We start from the raw sequence: 17098 nt of genomic DNA on the forward strand, positions 1-17098 counted from the left end.
ACATTTACAACAAACGCCTGTATTCGCATGCGAAATAGACCTCGGTATTTAGCTATTACCATGGCCCCTTCATGATCAGATAGCAGTTCCTCCACGGATTCACCCAACTTAGCGAAGTAATGAAGTATAACCTTCTCTGCATCTTCTTGTTCGCTTTTCACATGAGGCATGGTGGGCAGTCTCTTCTCCAGCTTCGGATGTCGTTTGACAACCGTTCGCATAAGACATTTAGCTGCATCTCGTAACACGTCTAAAGGTCGCTGTTTTGGACTGCTTGCTTGGGTATGAGTCGCATCCAAAATAATGGTTTTACTCTTTATGAGTCCTTTCTCTAAACATTGACTCACCACATGTTTAAACACGTCTTCCACTTGACTTGCACCCAGTCGATGGTTCCGAAAACGTGATTAATTGCGAGGCATCTGGCAAGGGATCTTCTGGATTAACCCCAAGAAACCATTTGTACTCTAGATTCACCTGCTCTTCCTGAACAACTCGTTCATCTGAAAGATTGTAAAGGATCTGCAAAAAGAGCAGACGAAAAAGCAGCTCAGGCTCATGAGCCGGTCTGCCGTAATATTTGCAATAGCTGTTTTCAACCAACTTATGAATAAAGCTGAAGTCTACAACACGATGGATCTTTCGTAGCAAGTGATCTTCAGGAACAAGATTATATAATTCTACATGGAATGATGCAGATAATTGTCTACCGGCATGTAACAATAGGCTCATCACACTTTACTTTTCTTCTATTATACAACAAACCCAGCACCGACTAGGTACTGGGCTCCATTTTACAGAGCTCTCCCAATATAGGAACGCTTTGCAACTAATTTTGTTGGTGCTTCTATTTGTCGAATGCTCCTCCACCATGATTAAACTTTGTAAATATAACCGATGGTTCAAATTGTTTAGATGTTTCAGGTTGTTGAACAGCTTTCAAAGGGGGGGATGCAAATGAAGCCATAAGCATGAGACTTACTAATAAAGTACCGGCTCTTTTCATTCTATAAGCGCACCTCACTAATTAAATTATTATATCTATGTTGTGCTTCAGTAGTTGCAACATGTCTAAATGCCTCGAAGTTTTTTACACTTTTTAAGATTGCTTTATCGTTGCGAATTTCATTTGCAGCAGATAAACAATCCAATACATAATTAATACCTATATCATACCTTCCTTGACGCAAATAATAAATAGACAATTCATTTAAAAGACGAACCATACGATCTTCAATTACTTGATGGGTGTAAGGTGTCTGTTGATTTGTTTCTTTGATTCCCTCTAAAGAAGTCATATTCTTAAATTTTTCTAAGATGTGATCTATATTAAATTTAAACATGTTTGAAGCCTTGACGATTTTAACTAAAGCAGTCAAAACTTCCTCTTCTCTAGATTCAATCATTATAACGTAATCGGATAATACCTCTGTTTGTCCCATTAATAGTCTATATAAATATGTATTCATAATAGCTAGTATTTTAAATTTTTCCTTCAATTCAGCAGCTTCTTTAGTGTTCTCCTTTACCCAACTTAATTCAGAAGATAAAGCCACAAACTCTAATGCTTGTTCATAATCACCTCTTTCTTCATATACAATGGATTGTAGCAAGTATGAATATGTAATGTATAAAAATAGTGGACTCTTAGGCTTCTTGTTGTTAGATCTGATATTTTTATTATATTCGAGCTCGTACTGGATAGAAGCTCTTTCCCGCATTTCCTTCGCAATTTCGTCAACTTTCCTCCATTTTTGAAGTGAGAGATAAGTATTCGCAAGATCTTTTAACGCATCAAGCTGATCCGCTGGATCTAAACCATCAATAAAGACTTCTAATCTTGTAGCTGCCCTTAGATTTTGTTCCTGGTCATGACTAAGGTCAATTTTAAACAAGCGATAATGGCAAAGAGCTAAACGCTCTGAATGCTGATATTTTTCAGCTTCCGCTACATTTTTATAAATAATTGCTGTTGTTTCTCTATCCCCTTCAGCGAACAATTCCTCAGCCAGTTCAAACAGCATCGGCGAGTACGCAAGATTCTCCAACAGCGTTTGAACCACTTCTTCAACGATATCTAGTTTGCGTAGTTCAGCACAACGTCTCAGGAAAGGCCCTATCCGTCGCCAGGTGACTGTGTGCGTGAAGCAGGCATCCATAAATTCTTTATATAAGCTTCCTTCTGGAAGCCCCATCGCAGATATGACGAGATCAAACTGCGTGATAGAAGTAAGACGTTCTCCATTAATTAGTGCGCTTAGTGTCCCCGAATTCACAGTAGATAATCTCGATAGTTGATTAATGGATATCCCGTTAGTTTCTAGATACTTGTTCAATTCTGATTGTATCGTGGTTGTATGGTTCAATTCAGACAACCTCCAATCTTTGTTTCAAACGCCCATAATTTGGCATTACTTATAATATATCGGGATTCGAACACTTGTCAATTAAACTCATAAATTTTGATAAATTGTTGCTATAAGACGATTTAGGCAGCGAGCAAGTATAGCCCCCTCCTTGTGCGAAATGTGCCTAGGGGTTATATCGCTCCAGTATATAGAAGGCAGGCTGTCTACTCGCTCAAAGAAATCTTGTCTAACGCCACCCTGATTGCCATTTGATCATCTGACCGTTATTATTATCATAATATACATTTTCAACTATGGAGGAGGTGGCAAGAAGATGGACGATGAGCCAGGGGAAACGAGCAACAGGGTTCAGGCACAATGGGGGCAAAGAACAATTATGATTTACCGTAGACCAGGCTACTATTTGAGACACTAGGTTTTCCATTGCAAAACCATACAGATTCACTAACTCACACTAATTATGATGGAGGACGAATATCTTGTTTACGGAATTTTTGATTCTATTGCTGCTCATTTTGCTGAATGCATTTTTTGCTGCTTCTGAAATTGCCATGATCTCGATGAAAGACAACAAAATCAGAGTGATGGCAGAATCGGGGCATAAAAAAGTAAAGCTGTTACAGAACCTTCTGAGCGAACCGAGCCGTTTTTTGGCCACTATTCAAATCGGCATCACATTAGCCGGATTTTTGGCAAGTGCTTTTGCCGCCGAAAGTTTTGCCGGCAGATTGGCCCAATTTTTGTATGATGCAGGTGTACCCATTCCGCGAAGTACGCTGGAGACGATCTCGGTCGTCTTGATTACGCTTATATTATCGTATTTTACGCTTGTATTTGGCGAACTGGTACCGAAGCGCTTGGCGATGCAGAAGTATGAGGCGATATCCATGTTTGCTGTGACTCCGCTTACGGTGCTGTCCAAAGCAACCTCACCGTTTGTTAAGTTGCTAACGTTCTCTACCAATATTCTGGTGCGAATGTTTGGGGTTAACCCCGATGACAACAAGGAGGAAGTGACGGAAGAGGAAATTCGAATGATGGTTGATGTAGGTAATGAGAACGGAACTATTCGTGAGTCCGAGAAAATCATGATCAACAACATCTTCGAATTTGATAACAAAACAGTATCCGATATTATGATGCACCGCAGTAATGTGGTAGGTATTCCCGTCGATGCGTCACTTAGTGAAGTGGCACAGATCGTCAATACAGAGAAATACACGAGATTCCCGGTGTTTGAGCAGCACATCGATAACATTGTAGGTATTCTGCATGCCAAAGACTTGCTCACTTATATTGAGCGTGATGCAGATGGGTTCGACCTTACATCCATTATTCGCACGCCGTACTTTGTGCCGGTATCCAAGCGAATCAATGAATTATTTAAGGATTTGCAAAAACATAAGATGCACCTTGCCATTGTTATTGATGAGTATGGCGGTACCGCTGGAATTGTAACGATTGAAGACGCGCTGGAAGAGATCGTCGGTAATATTTTCGATGAGCACGATGTGGAGGAGAAAGAGCTTGAAAAGCTTGATGAGAATACGTTTCTGATGAAAGGCTTGATTAGCCTGCGCTTGGTCAAGGACCTTATCAATATCGAGCTACCTATTGAAGACTATGATACGCTTAGCGGATTCGTCATCGGCCAACTGGGAAGAATTCCAGAGCAGGATGAGCGTCCGGTCGTTGAATTCAACGGAGTCGTCTTCCAGGTGGAAGAGGTTGATGAAAGACGAATTGCCAAGATTAAGGTTATCAAATCGGTATAGTTCAATATTGACGTATAGATTCTATGGAGGGGGCCGAAAAGGCTCCCTTTGCCCCTATGCCCTTGAGCTAAGAAAGGGAGTCGATTCAATCTCAAGCTTTGAACAAGGTGTTCTGCCAGACCTTGATTCCACCTTTTACTTTCAAAACTCGAAGGAAAAGCAATAGTCCGCAAACGATAGCTTTGCCACATGAAATACTAGCAACACAATTAAAATCAGTGGACAGCTGCGGGGGACCATTAAATTCAGGCAGTACATTTAACTTAGGTGCGCTTATCATCTTAAGATGGTAAGAAAGCCAACCTAGGATCGTATGCTTTATCCCCCATACTGTTCCTGCAGCTACTGCAGTTTCAGCCGCATTATCCAGGGCAATAGCGCTAGACCAGCAAATATCAGACAAGCTTACATGTTGCATACTTTTAAGAACCCACTCTTTAAAACCATCGGTGGCCCGAATCAATTTACGGTAGGTTCCAGCTCCTCGAAGATGAATTACTTTTACCTTCCCTTGATTATTCTCATCATCTCCGCCAGAGGATGCGGACTCTCCATCTTTATCATTGAACTGAAAAGGTACTTCATACCTTTTATTTATCAATCCGTAGAGCATTCGTATCGTGACAAACATTCTGTATTCTTTACTGCGAAGTATCAGGTGTACTTGAACCGTGATGGTGGATGCCACGACGAAGATCACCAAAACAACCAAGATAAGCAGTACCATTATTAGTAAATAAGTCCATACCCCCACATCGTAACCCCCAAAACATTGTTAAACGTCTTATTGGCTTAGTATGGCAAAATAACCGTTAAATGATTCGAAAAGAATAAAAAACAAGCATGAAGATAATCGCCCCAACTAAAAAAGCCCGGGGAAACCCCCAGGCTAGTACGTTCCCATATCAATCTACGTCATCAATGGTCAGCTGCTTGCCATCCAGTTTATCAAACAAAAGCTGTGTCTCTTCTTCCAAACTGTCTGCATCAGCCTCAAATTGCGAAGGCTCCGGCAAGTCCTGAATATTAGCCAATCCGAAATAGTCCAAAAATGACTTGGTCGTTCCGTATAAAATCGGCCTGCCGATCGCTTCTGCACGGCCTACCTCTTCGATCAGGCCTTTGTTGACCAGCGTGTGAATCGCCCGCTCAGCTTTTACACCGCGTATTTCCTCGATTTCAACACGGGTAATCGGCTGCCGATAAGCGATGATGGACAACGTCTCAAGCGCCGCCTGCGATAAGGAAGATCGCGAAGGAGAATAGGCCAGTCTTTCAAAATAAGGGGCGTGTTCCGGCAGTGTAGCCAGCTTATAATTGCCTGCTATTTGAACAATCTGAATACCTCTATGTTCCTCTTCACATTTCTTTTTCATCTCTTCCAGCGCATCCTTGATGATATCTGCCGGCTGTTCGATAATTTCGACCATTTGTTTAACGGACAACCCTTCCTCACCGGCTAAAAACAGCAGTCCCTCAATAATCGATATCAACTTCGGAAAATCCATCAAACCTTACTTCTCCTCTCCACTCCATAACGATGTCATCAAACAGATTCTCTTGAAAGCACCATATTTGCTTCATTTTCATTAATTCCAAAATCGCCAAAAAGGTAACGACAATCTCATGCCTTTCCATCTCATCATGCAAAAGCTTAGAGAATAGAACCCTTCCTCCCGGACCAACGCTCTCCAGCGTTTGAACCACCTCATGAATTCGGTCTTTTACGGAGATTTCATCTCTTTGAATACGAGCATAAGATGTACGCTTAACCGCTTTGCTAAGCGCCCTTTGGAAAGCGGCAATGAGATCCGAAGTATGTAATCCCTTCACAGGATTCTCTTCCACCTCAGGCATAAAAGGGGACAGATCCTCCGGTTCTTTGGAATAGATCAGGCTTCGCTCCCATTCACGTTCATGAAGATGCTGCGCGATTTCTTTATACTTCCGGTATTCAATCAGCCGCTGAACGAGCTCTGCTCTTGGATCAATGTCGTCTTCCTCATAAAAATCAAACTCGTCCATTTCAATAACCGGAGGTTTTGGAAGCAAAAGCTTACTTTTAATCGAAAGCAGCGTGGCAGCCATTACCAGAAACTCGCTTGTAATCTCCAGCTCCAGCTCCTGCATGTTCTGTAGATAAGCCATATATTGTTCGGTAATCTCACTGACGGGGATATCCTGGATGTCAATTTCCGCTTTATCTATAAGATGAAGCAACAGATCAAGCGGTCCTTCAAACGTCTCCAGCTTGTACATTACTACGGTCACACTAAATCCTCCCGCCAAAAAATAAAATGCAGTGCTCTGAAAAAAGAGCACTACATTAAATAAGCACTATTTTAACTGTTTCGTCAAGTTTGCCATTTCAATTGCCGCCATAGCGGAATCCCAGCCCTTGTTGCCAGCTTTCGTTCCCGCACGTTCAATCGCCTGCTCGATATTCTCTGTGGTAACGACGCCAAAAATAGTAGGAATGCCTGTCTTCAAACTGATCGCAGCCACACCTTTGGCTACTTCATTGCACACATAATCATAATGTGTAGTTGAGCCACGGATGACCGTTCCCAGCGTGATCACTGCATCGTACTTGCCGCTTTCCGCCATCTTCTGAGCGATCAATGGAATTTCAAATGCACCGGGAACCCATGCGACATCCACTTCACTCTCCTGTACACCGTGTCGCTTTAATGCATCCAGCGCCCCGCTTAGCAACTTGCTTGTAATAAATTCATTAAATCGTCCTGCAACAATGCCATACTTTAATCCCTTAGATACGAGATTGCCTTCATAATAATGTACCATACTTGTCATCAACCTTTCAAAATAGATTCGTTATTTATGAATCAAAATCATCCATTACTGGTTTGTTCATTTTGTTCCATGTGATCAAACTGAAGCATGTGCCCCAGCTTCGTACGCTTCGTATGCAGATATGCGACATTATCATCATTTTCCGGTATTTGAATCGGAACGCGCTCCACAACTTCAAGCCCATAACCCTCAAGCCCTTTTATTTTTCGTGGATTATTTGTTAACAGCCGGATTTGGCGAACGCCAAGATCCTTTAATATTTGTGCTCCGATCCCGTAATCACGCAGATCTGCCGGAAATCCCAGCTTCAGGTTCGCATCGACTGTATCCAGCCCCTCTTCCTGAAGCTTATACGCCTTCAGCTTGTTAATAAGACCGATGCCGCGACCTTCCTGCCGCATATACAGCAGAACACCTTCACCTGCTTCGTTAATCTGCCGCAAAGCCGCTTCAAACTGCGGACCGCAATCACAGCGATGGGAATGAAATACATCACCGGTCAAGCATTCGGAGTGCACTCGTACAAGCACTGGCTTATCCCCGCTAATATTACCCTTTACAAGTGCCAAATGCTCTTTTGTATCCACTTGATTTGTATATGCTATAGCCTGAAATTCACCGAAATCAGTCGGCATTCGTACGGATACCTCACGCTGGATGAGCTTATCCTTTTTATTCCGATAATGAATCAGATCTTGAATGCTGATCAACTTCAGGTCATTCTTGCGGGCGATCTGGATCAGATCAGGCAGACGTGCCATTGTGCCGTCCTCCTTAATGATTTCGCAAATAACACCCGCCGGGTAAGAACCGCATAACCGAGCCAGATCAACGGCTGCTTCCGTATGGCCTGCGCGGCGCAGCACACCGCCGTCTTTCGCAACAAGAGGAAACATATGACCTGGTCTTCGAAAATCCGTCGGCTTCGCCTCAGGATTCATCATACCTGCAACCGTCATAGAACGCTCAATAGCGGAAATACCTGTAGTCGTATCTTTATGGTCAATGGAAACGGTAAAAGCTGTTCCGTGATAATCGGTATTTTGTGAAACCATCTGATCCAGTTGTAGTTCCTGTGCCCTTGCTTGTGTAATTGGCATACACACGAGTCCGCGGCCTTCCGTGATCATAAAATTGATCACTTCCGGCGTTGCTTTTTCTGCAAGAGCAATAAAATCTCCCTCATTTTCCCGATCTTCATCATCAACGACAATTACAACGTTGCCTTTCATAAGGTCGTTAATGGCATCTTCTATCGGACTAAATTCAAATCGGTCATCCATTAATGCTCCTCCTCCACTTTCATGCGAATATGGATATCGTGACTATACAAAACCATGCTCTGATAAGTATTCGCGACTGATCCCCTTGTTTGACGGCGTTTTACCTTCAGCCTTCTCCTGTGAGCCATAATGAAGCAAGTGGTCAACATATTTGCCGATAATGTCGTTTTCGATATTCACGGTATCGCCAGATTTTTTATGTGAAAGTATTGTTTCAGCAAGCGTATGAGGAATGATCGAGACGGTGAACGAAGTTTCCATCACTTGAACGACCGTCAGGCTGATCCCGTCCAATGTGATAGAGCCTTTAGGGATGATGTATTTAAACAAATTCGAATCCAAAGGTGCAATCTCATAAACAACCGCATTTTGGTCGTTATGAACGCTTCGAATGCTGCCGACACCATCAACATGTCCCTGCACGATATGCCCCCCAAATCTGGCTTCAGCAGCCATCGCCCGCTCCAGATTCACCTTGCTTCCAATCTGTAGTTCTTTGAGGTTTGTACTTCGATAGGTTTCTGGCATAACGTCCACTGTAAACAAGCCCTTGCCGATACTCGTTGCCGTTAAGCAAACACCGTTCACCGCGACACTGTCGCCAAGCTTTAAATCATCCATGATGCGAAAAGCCGATATCCCAAGCACCATCGCTTCCCCTTTGCGACCGACCTTTCGTATATCACCGATCTCTTCAACTAATCCTGTAAACATGACCTTCCTCCTTCTTGGAAGTACATGATTGTTAGTGCTGCACAGCATATAAACTACGGTAAGACCGGGGTTCCTGTGATGCACACATTATCACCCAGCTGTTCAAATTGAACGTCGCTTAACGTGACAGCATCACTCATGCGCTCCACCCCGCTGAAATTAAAGCTGGAAGGTGCGGCCAACCCTCCAACAATTTTGGGAGCTATGAAAAGGACTACCCGGTCTACAAGCCCTTCTTCAAGCATCGCTCCATTCAAAGTACCCCCACCCTCCAAAAGGATCGAACCAATCTCTCTTTGGCCTAATGTATCCATCGCAAGCCTAAGGTCTACTCGAGGCCCGTCGCCGCAAACAATAACTTCGGTCCCTAATCGCTGAAGTTCCGTCTTTTTAAGCGGGTCTCCCAGCTCCGTAGTTAAAATTATTGTTGGAGCCGCACTGTCATGAAGCATCCGGCTCTCAAGAGGTATTGTGAGTCTGGAATCTACAACAATTCGAATCGGGTTGATTCCCTTAACCGGCAAGCGAGTCGTCAGCTGTGGATCATCTGCGATCACCGTAGAAACACCAACCATAATCGCTTGATGTCGATGACGGAGGGTGTGAACTCTTTTTCTGGCTTCTTCATTAGAAATCCATTTACTGTCGCCCGTTTTGGACGCAATTTTCCCATCCAATGTGCTGGCCGTTTTTAACGTGACATAAGGCTTTCCTGTCGCGATGTACTTCATAAACGGGGCATTCAACCTGAAAGCACGATCGCGCAACACACCTGCCTCCACCTGAATGCCAGCGTTTTGCAACAGTTCAATTCCTTTGCCAGCAACGAGAGGGTTGGGATCTTCAGTTGCAATAACAACCCGCTCAACGCCTGCTGATATCAGCCTTTCGCTACATGGAGGTGTCTTGCCAAAATGACTGCAAGGCTCCAGCGTTACATATACTGTACTGCCGCTCGCTTTGTCTCCTGCCATTTGAAGTGCGTGTACTTCGGCATGAGGTGTTCCCCTTTCGAGATGTGTCCCGATTCCAACAAGCCTGCCATCCTTTACGACGACACACCCAACAACCGGATTGATTCCCGTTTGTCCCTGAGCTCGCTCAGCCATGTCCAGTGCCAGTGACATATAAAACTCATCGTTCATCACATCCATCTGTAGCCGCTTCCCCTCCCTTCGAAATTTCTGCTTAACAGTCAAGCAAAAAAGCCCTGTCCGGATCGCAATGTCCAAACAGGGCTTGATTATGTTGGGAGATTAAAAGATTGATATAGCATGAATCAGACAGAATCAAGCAACATACGGCAGATACACTAAAGAGAACAGCCTCTGTACACACAAATAAAATACAATAGGCTGCGCAAACTTTGTGAAAATCCGCACAATTGAGTTGCACATTTCTGTCACACTACACCACTTATCGCTCCTAAATAAGCGATAGCTCGCCTTTTCTCCTTCTCCCATCCAGACTATACTGTCGGTCCCGGATTTGCACCAGGTCCACCGTCTATACTATTACGTATATCCGGGTCACGGACTAAGCCCACAGCGAAATGCAGTTGCTTTAACAACAGCACTTGTCACTGTGTTCATCACCGCCGGTAGGGAATTTCACCCTGCCCCGAAGGATAATGCTGAAAATCCTATTTAGTTGTATTGTACTTCTTTGTTGTCTTAATGCTCATTATTAACAATAACACCGATACGTCAAACTTTTAAGCTATTTTATAACGAGCATTTTAGGGCTAATGTTTTTCCTTGATTATCTAAGGAATTGCTGTTGAACCTGCCCTCTTGTCTAATAAATTATCACTCAGCAATAAAAAAAGCAAGCATAAACAAGGCTTGCCTCCTCAAAGGGCTTTATTCATTTTCCCTCTAAAACAATGGTTCTTTAGGAATTTTCATCAGTTTATCAATACGTTTTAAATGAAATTCGGGAAGATCATTCAACAGTACTTTTTTCAACTTCATTCAAAAAGTTGTCTTTTAAAATCATTCTTTTCTACTATTTCAGAAAGCAGAACAATTTTATCGTCTAGAATACTAATTTGTTTCAAATGCTCCTTAGTAAGCAAAGCTTTCTCAACTACTACTGTAATTTGAGCCTTAAGGGAGTTTTTTTGTATTCATGACTTTTGTATTCATGACTTAAAAAACTCTATGATTGCCTCCTGAACTAACTGCATATGCACCATCAGGAAACTTTATTAGATCTATAGTTTGTGGTTGTAAATCTTCTAGCCAGCCTTTTTCATCAATACTTTCACGAGGAAGCGTCAATTTACTATCGTCCAATTCCCTGGATAATGCGACTATCTCTTGAGGATCTATGGTTTGAATGAAGATATTAATAGTGTAGTATTTACCTGGATTGCTGTTTATCCATTTATCCATCAGGGCTTGAGTTTGTACCCTTTCTTCATGAATTCTTCTCTTTATTTAGATGAAATATTTGTTTTATTATATCTTGTATAGCATTACATCATCGGAAAGAACTCTCTTAACTAATCTAAAGCCTTTAATCTTATGGTATTTCTTATGTTAGTAAAAATCGTAGGTGTAATTTATTGCTTTGCTATTATTATCTGACAAGTATGATAGACTCTTATTTTCACCAAAGAAGAGACTATATTATTCGTTAACAAGAATTGTGTCACTATCAATTGTTGCAACTATGATAGCAATTCTATTATCAATTTTCTTAACTTCCGTGATAAACAATAAACCCTTTGAATTCACGATACCTCATGTAGTTTTTATTTTTTTTATATATTTTATATGTATGACCATTCTCCTTTCATATTTTGAAGGTAAGAATAAGACATACTATTGGATTTATCTTGAGAAATACCAGTTTGAACCTCTATTCATACATAAAATCACTTTTGCCAACAAACTGTTGATGTCATCAATACCAGAGCTTGGGAAATTTAATGAAGGATATATTATTTACGAAGATGTCTCGATCCTAGAAAATCAAAAAATATTCTTCCTTGGTCCTAAAAATATTAGTATGTTTAAATTAATCCGCCCTGGCAAAAATGAGTTAAACTTAGCTCTTGAAAAGTACAAACCTATTGCAGAGAAGGTCAATTGACCTTCTTTCTTTTGAAATGCTATTTCATTTGGATTCATCTTCACTATCTTCAAAGAATTTGCAGTCGCACATTCAAAAAATCCTGGCTTGTTAAAATTACTAAACAGATTATAAAGCGGCCTTCCAATATCTTCTTATTGGCAGATTCTCTATCATCACCTTAAATAGAGGACTTATCTATGTATCGTGCAAATGTATAATTTAAGATTCTATCTGTCTAATTAAATGATTTTTATTTATTTAACAGCCAAAACTATCAAGCTTGGCCATCGCCAGCTAGGCATACAACAAAATTTCATAAGCCTAATGTATAGTCGTCTACTATGAATCTTATAAATAAGTATTGGATCATCATTTGATATTGGACCTTGGACAACTTCGCTTCTATTAAAGATACTTGAAATAGCCTTCCCAATCTCGTTATATAATGTTTAAAAATCCATTTTTTAAATCCAAAACACGAACACAAATTCTCCTTTTTAACAAGTTAATATTACAACCAGTCTGTAGCAATAGCAAGGCAATAAATGCATTTAGTTTTATTATATTTTCTATACATTCCTTACAAAATTATATTTAATATTAATAATTTCAGTATATTTATAATTTATTATTAAATAATGACAAATAAAATTAAAATGATTTAGAATATCAGCATTACTTTCTATAAAATACTCGTCATACAGTGCAAGACATAGATATGTCAATCATGATCACCCATCCAACGGGTGGTTTGCTCTTGGGGTATATCCCCCACTTCCAAATTGGGCCTAAAGATGCTAGCCTGAAAAAATTGTTCTGGTCATGTGCTTCTTGTTCACGAAATATTTAGCTACAGTTGCTTCACTTAAGCCACTGTGCTAACGTAGTATCCCTCCGCCCAAAACTTTCAATTGCCATACTTGTACTTCAAACTGGCAGCTCCTCGAATATGATCAGTGAGCTTTTTTCCTTGAAACATCCTATAAATGATGACACTGAGATTTTTGGAGGAATCGCTACTAACATATGTATATGATCTAGCATCATGTGACCTTCTAATATCTCCACACCCTTATATTTGCATAAACGTTGAAGATTTCGATTAAGTCTTTCCTCACTTGATTATACGTCTATACTTCAGGGTGAACAAAATTTGGTATTTACACATCCACTTCGTGAGACAAACTATAGTCGTTGTTCTCCATCTAAGACCATTCCTTTCACCCCGCCTGAACATCTCAATTTTATCGGGATGGTCTAGCTGGTCAAACCCTTGATCCCTTCACCTGCATAGCATGTGTTTTTTTGTTTCGCGCGTTTCACGGACCCAACCGGCTAAAGCCTAAATAAAAAAAGAATAAGTTATTCAAATCATTCTTTTTTTCCATATATCTCAAATATATTATCAAGATTTAGAAACTCTGCCCGTATCCTCGTTGTATTATAGTCGTCTCTACCTTTAATTTTAGAGAAATTAAATGCCTCACATATCCGATGTATTTCTTCATTCTCCAACTTTCCAGATTCCCTATATAAAACATTTGCCATATATATCATTCCAGACTTTCTAATATTCATTCCGTTAAGATAGGGTTGCCCATTCCACTCAGCTATTTTACTCAGCCTTCTGAAAATTAAGTGATAATCTGCCCTGTCAGTTTCTTTAGTATTTAGTCTACTATTACGAAACACAAAGTGACTTTCACAAAGAGGTGCTATTTTAGATAAGATGTTCTCGCTTGGATGACCATTGTTTTTGTAATACTCAGTTTCCTGTGATGCTTTAATAAGCATCTTTATTAATTCAGGAGAAACTTTTAATTTTCGTTCTTGTTGTTTAAAGTCATTAATATCATTCTTTAATAATAGTTCATTATTCTTCTCATCAATGTCATGGATAGTGAGATTTAAAATTTCAGAATATTTCTTTCCATTAACTCCTTCAAATATTGCTTGAACTATAGCAGAATCTTGATAATTCACAAGCCCACCAGTAATCTCTTCTATTTCAGAGGAACTGAATAGAAGTTTATTTGAAGTATCTATGAATTTCTTGTAAAATTTTAATCCTGCTATTGCATCAAGTGGATTTAAATTATCTTTACGCAAATCTTGGGCAATTGCCCACCTTATATAATTTTGTATTATAGAAACAGCTGAGGTAACAGAGCTTAGTGTTTTAGGGTTAATATAGAAAATTAATCTTTCAATTTCATAAATATTGAAATCGTATAAGTCTTTTTCAAACTGCTCTTCTAACTTAGCAGCGCGTGTTAAAATCCTTAAATATGCAGTATATGTGTTTGAACTAAGATCTTTTAAAAACATATTTTTTTGTTCTGCATTAAATAAATTTTGCTCGTATATTTGATTTGACATTTTGGATTTCACCCTCTAATTCTGAAATATTCTATGATATTATCCCTATTTCTTTTGAAATTAATCCCCCTTTTGTTCTTAAGTATTTCTTGAAGTCTGTCATCTCTAAAATCAATATTCTCCACAAAATCCTTTATTTCTCGGAGTGGTCTCTCTTGCTCTTTGAAATTATAAGCGATTTGCACATATCCGGCGAACATCAAAGGATGGTTTATACTTGTATCTCTATAATCATTTGGATTAAGTAAGAACTCATCTACAAAAGATCCGACTAAGTAGTTAAAAAAATCAACAAGATAATTTGAAACTTCTCTAGCTTCTAGTGTAGTTGATGGACTAAATGTTTTATCTATTGCGTAAGATAACACATCAAATGTAGTCAGCTGGCCTGCAATAGTGCTGATACGTGATGCAGAAGCAATTTTTCCTTTCATGTCTGACTTAATCTGAAGATCTTTTACAACTAAATCAGAGTGCTTTTCTGATTTCAGTTCCTTTAAACGTTCTGGCTTTATTGAGTTTATTGTATTTATCTGACCAAAGTATTTCTTTGCAGTATCAGTATCATATGACCGAATTGACAATATCATCTCTAAATCTAAATTCGGATTAACTGAAACAGCTCTCACACCTGCCTGTAAACGGTGAAACCCATCCAATATTGAGATTGTTGCACCTTTGTTTATAGTCAATGTTTTGTTTTTTGCATTATAATTCAAAGGCTCAACTTCATTTGAATAAACATTGAGAGTTATCATATCAGCTAAATAGGTTTCATTCAGCATATGTTCCGATATATCTTTTACACTTTTTCTGTTAACGTCGGGAACCGGAACAACACCGTCTTTTCCCCTTTTATACTTTGCACTTCTTTGTGTTTCATAATCATATATTATAAGTTGTGAATGGAACATTTTCACCAAAGAAGACATCTTAATCTTTGTTACATAATTTTCAAAGTCGATCATAATAACATCATTTATATCTAAAGGTAAGGACATTTCATTATTTTGATTTTCAGCGTAGTACTTTTTTGAGCTTTCAATCTCATTCTCAGTGAAGAAATCATACGGCGAAATATTTTCATTTTTAGTAGCATTATAGATAGCCAACGAGATAAGACATAGCAATTGAATATCCAAGGAACTCAATATTCTAATACCACGAGATATTTCGCTAAAAACCCCTGGCAAAACATTAAATTCATTTAATTCATTATCTATTTCTTCAACTTTTTTTCTACTATGTTTAACTTGTTGAATAACCTCTCTTAAGTTTTCTTCAAGTATTTCACGATCTTTTTTCATACTATTTTACCACCTTCCTACAGTTATTATTTCTGTAGTGTTTCAATTGGAATTGAAAATATCCAGTATATTTTTTTGAGAGTTCCCCAAATAAATTAGTTTAGTGCAAACTTCTTCTAATTTAGCTTTATTCATCTGTTTCAATTCTTTTATTAATATAGATCTTAGATGCTTGTAACAAGGGTCACAATGTTTTTCACTTTCATCAATCGGTGTAAATTGACGATAGCAATCTTCATTAAAACAAACTTTATCTTTCACAATAACAGCTTTGCCATATGGTCTATACCCCGCCTTTTTCATTGCATCTGTCCATGTAATATTTTTAGCAGCTAAGCTATCTTGGGATGGCTTGAGTTGCAGTTCTTTATATTCGGTAGATGTAGGTATATATCCTAATTTCTTTATTGTCTCTTTTAGTTGCTCAATCACGTCATTAAGATCAATATATTGTCCATGCGCTAATCTTACATTAGCCTCTTTTGCAATTTCGTTCCAACCATAGTGCTTTGAGATATACTCTGAAGATGGTTGCAATTTAGAATCATCATATATTTTCTTTGATACAAAACCGAATTCTAAATTCAACAATTTGAAATTACTAATAGCTTTTACTTTGTTTCTTTGCATTAAGTACTCATCTTTGCTTTTTATATTTAACTCGGCTAGCAATTCTGAAAAGTTAATATTATATTTTGATCTTATAGAGTCCCACGAAGGCAGAGTTCCTCTGTTTTCATCATATAGATTGGTTGTTAAATATCCTCCGCATTTCTCAGAAACATCTTTTATATTCTTTTTAAGATCTTTATCAATTTTCATATTCACACTTATTTCTCCTGTTAAGATATGATCTATCTTAATATACTAATACAATAGGTATTAGCAAACTAGATAAAATATTTTTATATTTTATGTTTAATATAGCATATCTACGAAAAAAACCTTGAAGTACTAACGTTTAAAGCTCTTTCGAATTGATGCTCATAAAATTTTGGCATATCAATAATTTTATGAATTAACTGACTTTTATCGATTGTAATATGCTGTTCGAATAAAACTACACTATCCTTGGGACACCCGATTTCTCTAGCGGATATATGGACATGTGTTGGCAGCTTTCTTTTCGTTAAACTACTTGTAATTGGAGCAACCATTGCTATAGGAGCATACTTGTTGCTTTTGTCATTAGATATAACTATAACAGGTCTCACCCCTCTTTGCACGCTACCTTTAGAATCTCCTAAATTTGCCAACCAAATATCAAACTGCTTAACACTTACTTCACTCATATGTACACTCTCCTCATTATATATCATTTATAAATTAATTTTCATTATATTTATCTCTTAAGTTCCATTGTACATTAACAGGGA

Annotated in this window: 15 protein-coding genes, 2 pseudogenes and 1 riboswitch; of the genes and pseudogenes, 1 reads left to right on the forward strand and 16 read right to left on the reverse strand. The window is 39.0% G+C overall.

What is annotated here, in order from left to right:
• Positions 1–59 precede the first annotated feature (59 nt).
• The 3 genes and pseudogenes from C8268_RS12740 to C8268_RS12745 all read right to left on the reverse strand — a co-directional run.
• Positions 60–732: pseudogene (locus C8268_RS12740) on the reverse strand (transposase); the annotation flags it as partial.
• Positions 733–847: 115 nt separating this feature from the next.
• Positions 848–1006 (reverse strand): hypothetical protein, encoded by a 159-nt coding sequence (locus tag C8268_RS22720; RefSeq protein WP_158702735.1) that lies wholly within the window; start codon positions 1004–1006, stop codon positions 848–850.
• Position 1007: 1 nt separating this feature from the next.
• Positions 1008–2366, reverse strand: coding sequence for a transcriptional regulator (locus C8268_RS12745; protein ID WP_106768020.1), 1359 nt, complete (start codon positions 2364–2366; stop codon positions 1008–1010).
• Positions 2367–2848: 482 nt separating this feature from the next.
• Between C8268_RS12745 and C8268_RS12750 the strand changes: the two genes are divergently transcribed.
• Positions 2849–4144 carry a hemolysin family protein gene (locus tag C8268_RS12750; protein ID WP_106768021.1) on the forward strand — a complete coding sequence of 432 codons (1296 nt, stop codon included), beginning with the start codon at positions 2849–2851 and terminating at the stop codon, positions 4142–4144.
• A gap of 91 nt (positions 4145–4235) precedes the next feature.
• On the opposite strand, the gene C8268_RS12755 is transcribed toward C8268_RS12750, so the two are convergent.
• The 13 genes and pseudogenes from C8268_RS12755 to C8268_RS12820 all read right to left on the reverse strand — a co-directional run bounded on the left by C8268_RS12755 (position 4236) and on the right by C8268_RS12820 (position 17014).
• Entirely contained in the window at positions 4236–4898 is a 663-nt protein-coding gene (locus C8268_RS12755; protein ID WP_106768022.1) for a DUF2953 domain-containing protein, read from the reverse strand.
• Positions 4899–5049: 151 nt separating this feature from the next.
• Complete coding sequence (scpB, locus tag C8268_RS12760; RefSeq protein WP_106768023.1) at positions 5050–5652, reverse strand: SMC-Scp complex subunit ScpB; 603 nt, start codon at positions 5650–5652, stop codon at positions 5050–5052.
• A complete protein-coding gene (locus tag C8268_RS12765; RefSeq protein ID WP_106769939.1) occupies positions 5621–6403 on the reverse strand; it encodes a segregation and condensation protein A in 783 nt (260 codons plus the stop codon). Before C8268_RS12765 ends, scpB begins: the two co-directional genes overlap by 32 nt.
• Positions 6404–6481: 78 nt before the next feature.
• Positions 6482–6949: a 6,7-dimethyl-8-ribityllumazine synthase gene (gene ribH, locus C8268_RS12770; RefSeq protein ID WP_106768024.1), complete on the reverse strand. Its 468-nt coding sequence runs from the start codon at positions 6947–6949 to the stop codon at positions 6482–6484.
• A 47-nt stretch (positions 6950–6996) separates the two neighbouring features.
• Positions 6997–8241 carry a bifunctional 3,4-dihydroxy-2-butanone-4-phosphate synthase/GTP cyclohydrolase II gene (locus tag C8268_RS12775; protein ID WP_106768025.1) on the reverse strand — a complete coding sequence of 415 codons (1245 nt, stop codon included), beginning with the start codon at positions 8239–8241 and terminating at the stop codon, positions 6997–6999.
• Between the two features lie 42 nt (positions 8242–8283).
• The gene (ribE, locus tag C8268_RS12780; protein ID WP_106768026.1) at positions 8284–8955 is read right to left on the reverse strand and encodes a riboflavin synthase; all 672 of its coding nucleotides are present in this window, start codon (positions 8953–8955) and stop codon (positions 8284–8286) included.
• Between the two features lie 53 nt (positions 8956–9008).
• A complete protein-coding gene (gene ribD / locus C8268_RS12785; protein WP_106768027.1) occupies positions 9009–10109 on the reverse strand; it encodes a bifunctional diaminohydroxyphosphoribosylaminopyrimidine deaminase/5-amino-6-(5-phosphoribosylamino)uracil reductase RibD in 1101 nt (366 codons plus the stop codon).
• A 293-nt stretch (positions 10110–10402) separates the two neighbouring features.
• Positions 10403–10587: riboswitch (FMN riboswitch) on the reverse strand.
• 518 nt (positions 10588–11105) lie between these two features.
• Positions 11106–11351, reverse strand: coding sequence for a hypothetical protein (locus tag C8268_RS12790; RefSeq protein ID WP_106768028.1), 246 nt, complete (start codon positions 11349–11351; stop codon positions 11106–11108).
• Between the two features lie 1381 nt (positions 11352–12732).
• A pseudogene (gene tnpA / locus C8268_RS23545) lies at positions 12733–13273 on the reverse strand (IS200/IS605 family transposase).
• Positions 13274–13407: 134 nt separating this feature from the next.
• Positions 13408–14415, reverse strand: coding sequence for a tyrosine-type recombinase/integrase (locus C8268_RS12805; protein ID WP_106768030.1), 1008 nt, complete (start codon positions 14413–14415; stop codon positions 13408–13410).
• Positions 14416–14423: 8 nt separating this feature from the next.
• Entirely contained in the window at positions 14424–15722 is a 1299-nt protein-coding gene (locus C8268_RS12810; protein ID WP_106768031.1) for a DNA sulfur modification protein DndB, read from the reverse strand.
• Positions 15723–15764: 42 nt separating this feature from the next.
• On the reverse strand, positions 15765–16550 hold the full coding sequence (locus C8268_RS12815; RefSeq protein ID WP_106768032.1) for a hypothetical protein: 786 nt from the start codon (positions 16548–16550) through the stop codon (positions 15765–15767).
• A 104-nt stretch (positions 16551–16654) separates the two neighbouring features.
• The gene (locus tag C8268_RS12820) at positions 16655–17014 is read right to left on the reverse strand and encodes a type II toxin-antitoxin system PemK/MazF family toxin (RefSeq protein WP_106768033.1); all 360 of its coding nucleotides are present in this window, start codon (positions 17012–17014) and stop codon (positions 16655–16657) included.
• Between the last annotated feature and the right edge of the window lie 84 nt (positions 17015–17098).

Origin of the sequence: Paenibacillus faecalis, assembly GCF_900289175.1 — a bacterium.
Classification (GTDB): Bacteria; Bacillota; Bacilli; order Paenibacillales; family Paenibacillaceae; genus Paenibacillus_AQ; species Paenibacillus_AQ faecalis.